Source organism: Rhizobium sp. CF142 (genome assembly GCF_000281145.1).
Taxonomy (GTDB): Bacteria; Pseudomonadota; Alphaproteobacteria; order Rhizobiales; family Rhizobiaceae; genus Rhizobium.
Genome location: NZ_AJWE01000070.1, coordinates 1 through 5,173 on the forward strand (window position 1 = coordinate 1; position 5,173 = coordinate 5,173).

At 61.6% G+C, this 5,173-nt stretch carries 4 protein-coding genes and 1 pseudogene; 3 read left to right on the top strand and 2 right to left on the bottom strand.

Features of this window, described 5'->3' with window-relative positions:
• Positions 1-919, bottom strand: a 919-nt coding sequence (locus PMI11_RS15590) for an acyl-CoA dehydrogenase family protein (RefSeq protein ID WP_007818594.1), incomplete at its 3' end; no start/stop codon positions are given.
• 78 nt (positions 920-997) lie between these two features.
• Entirely contained in the window at positions 998-2,044 is a 1,047-nt protein-coding gene (locus PMI11_RS15595) for a substrate-binding domain-containing protein (RefSeq protein ID WP_007818602.1), read from the bottom strand.
• 234 nt (positions 2,045-2,278) lie between these two features.
• On the opposite strand from PMI11_RS15595, the gene PMI11_RS15600 reads away from it, so the two are divergent.
• The 3 genes and pseudogenes from PMI11_RS15600 to PMI11_RS15610 all read left to right on the top strand — a co-directional run.
• On the top strand, positions 2,279-3,763 hold the full coding sequence (locus PMI11_RS15600) for a sugar ABC transporter ATP-binding protein (RefSeq protein ID WP_007818603.1): 1,485 nt from the start codon (positions 2,279-2,281) through the stop codon (positions 3,761-3,763).
• On the top strand, positions 3,760-4,818 hold the full coding sequence (locus PMI11_RS15605; protein ID WP_007818604.1) for an ABC transporter permease: 1,059 nt from the start codon (positions 3,760-3,762) through the stop codon (positions 4,816-4,818). The genes PMI11_RS15600 and PMI11_RS15605 overlap by 4 nt, the downstream gene beginning before the upstream one ends.
• A gap of 115 nt (positions 4,819-4,933) precedes the next feature.
• A pseudogene (locus PMI11_RS15610) lies at positions 4,934-5,173 on the top strand (sugar ABC transporter substrate-binding protein); the annotation flags it as partial.

A 5,173-nucleotide genomic window follows, 5' to 3' on the forward strand; every position in this document is an offset into this window, starting at 1 on the left:
CGGCGGCGGCCGCATCTGCCAGGGCCGCAGAGGCTTTCAGCGCGGCGGTGAACTCACCGACCCGCTCCAGGATATAGGGATCGTCTGTAGCCCGCTCGACGCCCGAGGTGACCCATGGGCGCGTCGTCGTGCGCACGTATTCGACGGCAGCCTCAAGCGCGCCTTCGGCGCTGCCGAGATAGAAGTTGACGAAGACAAGCTGGATGAGCGGCGTATTGAAGGTGGAAAGCACCGGCGGAGCGGCATCGGGAGCAGCCGGTGCGCCGACGAAGTCTTCCTCATAAACAGGGAAATCGTGGAATTCGACACTGCCGCTGTCGGAGAGCCGCTGACCGAAATTGTCCCAGTCATCATTGGCCTGATAGCCGGGCCGGTTGGTCGGCACGGCGAAACCGACAATCTTGTCGTCGAGCGTGGCGTTGGCATTGATATAATCAGATACATGGGCGGCGGTGGAAAACGACTTGCGCCCGTTCAGCACATAACCGTTGCCACGACGAGTGAGCACAAGACCCGGATCGCGCGGATTGACGGCAGCACCCCAGTAGAGGTTTTTCGCAACGGTTTCGGTACCCAGCGCATGAGCACGGGCTTCCTCGAGCGCCCAGTAAATGTACTGGCTGTTGACAAAGTGATAGCCGAGCAGCTGGCCGATCGAGCTTTCGCCGCGCGCGAGGATACGTACCAGCCGCAAGCCATCCACCCAATCAAGGCCGCCGCCGCCGATCTTTTGATCATGCAGGGCATTCAGCAGGCCGGCATTCTTCAGCTTGACGATCTCGGCAAGCGGCGGACGACCGTCGCGGTCGAGTTCGGCGGCGCGTCTGGAGAGATCGGTCGAGATATCCTCGGCGCGGGCAAAGAGGTCCTCTCGCGTCGTGCTGCGATTGGTCGCGAAGACGACATTGGACTGGCTCATGGGTCGAAACTCCGATTTCCTGAAAAAATGGGCCGGCGGGGGCCGCACAACCCCCGCCGGAAGATCGAGGCAGGCAGCTTAGAAAAGCTTGTCCGGGATCCAGCTAGCGGTTGCCGCGTCGCTTGTACTGAAGGCCGGGATTTTCTGCGCCAAGTCCTCGATCGTCTTGACGCCGGCGGCGCGCAGGCTTTCCTGCGTGAGCAGCGTCGGCTTGACTGTGATCTGATGGGGGACATCCTGTCCGGCGATCTGCAGAGCCGCGGCGCGGACGGAGACGGCACCGACGACAGCCGGGTTGGTGGCGACGGTCGCAACCCACGGGCTGCCCTCTTCGACGATCTCCTGAATGTCGGCGGTGGAGACGTCGGCCGAATAGATTTTCAGCTTGCTCGATATACCGAGGTCATTGGCGGCAAGCTTTACGCCACGGGCAAACTCGTCATAAGGCGCAAAGACAACGCTTATATCGGGATTGGCGGTCAGCGCGGCCTTGGCCTGATCGGCCGTCGAGGTCGCGGTCGTGTCGCTGACGTTACCGAAGCGGGCTTTTTCAACGACACCGGAATTCTCCGACTTGAACTTATCCCAGACCTCGTTGCGGCGGTCGAGCGGCGCGAAACCGGCGACATAGACATAGCCGGCCTTGAAGCTCTTGCCGTTATCCTTGACGACCTGTTCGAGCCCGAGCTGAGCGAGCTCATGGTCGCTCTGTTCCACCTGCGGTATCTTGGGATTGTTGAGGTTGACGTCGAAGGCGACGACCTTGATGCCCTTGTCCAGCGCCTGCTGGACGACATCGCCGAGCGATTCCGGCAGGCCGTGATCGACGACGATGCCGGCCACGCCAAGATTGATCGCTTGCAGGATCTGCTCACGCTGCTCGGCTGCATCCTGCCGGCCGGGGAACACACGCAGGTCGATATCGAGTGCCTTGGCCTGGGCTTCCGCACCGGCCTGATAGGCCTGGAAGAAGTCACCCGCCGAGATGTAGCTGATCAGCGCCACCTTGACGCCGCCCTTGTCGAAGGGGGCCGGAGCGCCGTTGAGACCAGCGGCAAAGGAAGTCTGATAGAGAGTAAAAGAAATTGCGGCTGCAGAGAGCGCCAGCCGTGCGAGGGATTTCATCGTCGCGATCCTCTAGTCAATCGGGAGCGTCGTCTGACAGGTTGGCAGCTCCCTGCGACGCATGAAATTATTAGATATAAACTCTATGTTTTTAGTAGATTTAATGATCCGATTTTTGCCGGTTCAGGAGATTCTTTGTTCCCATCACCATGCGACCACAGGAAAGGCTTGCCTCGAAGTTCAGGCGTTCATCGGGCCAATATTGCAGCTTAAAAGCAGACCCGGATATGCCCGATGCCGCTCCTTCACGTTGACAATATTACCCGCAGTTTCGGGTCCACTCGTGCCCTTTCCGGCGCCCATTTCTCTATCGAACGAGGCGAGATCGTCGCGCTGATGGGCGCAAACGGCGCCGGCAAATCGACGCTAGTGAAAATAGTCTCGGGCGTACTTGCTGCAGACGCGGGCACAATCAGCCTGAATGGCCGGTCTTTCTCACCCAAGACGCCGGCCGAGGCGGCAAAGGCCGGTGTCGTCACCGTGCACCAATCGACGGATCTTGTTGGATCGGCGGGACTGACCGTTGCCGACGCCCTGCTGCTGCATCGCTTCGCGGAGGGCAGCACACCTTTTCTTCTCTCCCGGGCAAGCGTCCGGCGCGAAGCGCGTGCCATGCTCGATGCTGCCGGCTTCTCGTTGCCGCTCGACCGGGATTTCGGCGATTTGACCGCGGCCGACCGACAGCTGGTTGCTATCGCCCGGGCGCTTGCCAACAAAGCCGAGCTGCTGATCCTCGACGAACCGACCGCAAGCCTTTCGGCAGACGAGAGCCGGCGCCTGTTTGACATCCTGCTCAGCCTGCGGGCGCAAGGCCTTGCCATCCTCTATATCTCGCACCGGACTGCCGATCTCGAGGCGATCGCAGATCGAGCGCTCGTCATGCGCGGCGGCCGCATCGTCGGCAGCTTTAACCGGCCGATCGACTTTTCCAGCGCCATTGAAACGATGATCGGCCGCAGGCTTGAAGCAGCACGGCCGGATGCCCGCCCAGCGACGGGCTCAGCTGTTTTCGAAATGCACGGCATCCGCCTCCTGCCGTCAAGCAAGCCCTTCGACTTGACACTGCACGAAGGCGAGGTCGTCGCCATTACCGGCGTGCTTGGCGCCGGCAAAAGCCGCCTGCTGTCGGCGATCTTCGGCGTTCGAGACCTAGCTGATGGCACGATGCAGCTCGACGGCAAGCCTTACCGGCCGAAATCGCCGGGCGAGGCGATTGCCGCCGGCGTCGCCATGGCGGCAGAAGATCGCCATCGCTCCTCGCTGATGCCGGCCGCGTGGCCCGGCAATTCGCTCGCGGCTACCATTAGCCTGCCGCATCTTGCCAAATGGTATCCGAGCGGCTTGCTTTTCGGCGGCCGCGAGCGACGCGAGGCAGAGCAGGCCATTTCCCGGCTCGGCATCAAAGCCGCCGGTCCGCTCGCTTCGATCTGGTCACTGTCGGGCGGCAACCAGCAGAAGACGGTCATCGCCCGCTGGGAGGCGGAGCCAAGCCGGCTGCTGCTGCTCGATGAACCGTTCCAGGGCGTCGATGTCGGCGCCCGCCATGACATCATCCAGGCGATCCGGGCGCGCACCGACCGGGCGACGCTGATCGCCACATCCGATCCCGAAGAGGCCTATGAGGTCGCCGACCGCATCCTGACGATCGACCACCACAGCTTGCTGCCTGATCTCGCCGACATCGCCTCTTCTTCAGCTCCACAGGAAATTTCCGCATGACGACCATCGACGAAGAGGCCCTGCCAAAGACCAGCACAGCCCCGCAGAGCCGCAGCCAGGATAGCCGCACCCTGGCACTCGGCAGCTTTCTGCGCGCCGGCGCGGTGTTCATCCTGCTCGGGCTGATGGTGATCGGTTTCACCATCGCCCAACCCGCCTTCATCAACATCGGTAACCTGATGAGCATCCTGCAGGCCGTGTCGGTTGTCGCGATCCTCGGTGCCGGCGTGACAGTGACACTTGCCGTTGGCGGCTTTGATCTGTCGATCGGTGCAGTAGCCGCCTCAAGCGTCATGGCTGCGAGCTATGCGATGATCGTCTGGCATCTCGATGTTTTCGCCACCGTGCCGCTGGTGCTTGCTTTCGGTGCGGCAGTCGGGTTCATCAACGCGTTGCTGATCGTGCGCTTGCGTGTGCCGGATCTGCTGGCCACACTCGCCATGATGTTCCTGCTGTCGGGCCTGCAGCTCATCCCTACCGCCGGGCGGTCGATCTCGGCGGGCCTTGTCCTGCCTGACGGTTCCAAGGCGACCGGCGCCTATGATCCGGCCTTCCTGCTGATCGGCCGTTACAGCTTGCTAGGCACGCTACCGATTTCCGTCGTGCTGATGGCCGTTGTCGCCATCGTCCTTTTCGTGCTGACCGAACGTACCCGCATCGGCCGGTTGCTTTTTGCGACCGGCGGCAATGAGGTGGCGACGCGGCTTGCCGGCGCCTCCACGACACGGCTGAAGACTCTTGCCTATGTCATCTCGGGGACCCTGGCAGCCCTTGGCGGCATCGTGATCGCCGCCCGTGTCGGGCGCGGCGATGTCTCCTCCGGCGGCTCGCTGCTGATGGACTCGGTCGCAGCCGCGCTGATCGGCTTTGCCGTTCTAAACCTGCGTCGCCCCAACGTGCTCGGCACCATAGCCGGCGCTGTCTTCGTCGGCGTACTGCTCAACGGCCTGACGATGCTGAACGCGCCCTATTACGCGCAGGATTTCGTCAAGGGCGCTGTGCTCGTTGGAGCACTTGCCCTGACCTATGGGCTCGGCCGCAACAGCGATCGCTGAAGCTAGGATATGCCTTTAGAAAATTTCCTGCGGCCTCGTTCTTTTGGAATAACTTACCTCTTATGATCTTAAAATCTATATAATTTACAGACTATCAAATTGAGAGGGTATCGTTATGAATGAAGGACTTGGAGGCGGCTTCGGACGCCGCGAAATCTTGAAGCTAGCGGCTGTAGCCGGTGCGACCTTTGCCGGCGCCAGCATGCTGACCGCACCCGCCGCAAGGGCCGAAGACGAAGGGCTTTCCCTAAAGGGCAAGCGGATTGCCATCAGCGCTACCGGCACCGACCATTATTTCGACCTTCAGGTCTATAATGCGCAGATCGAAGAGGTGAAACGGCTCGGCGGCGAGCCT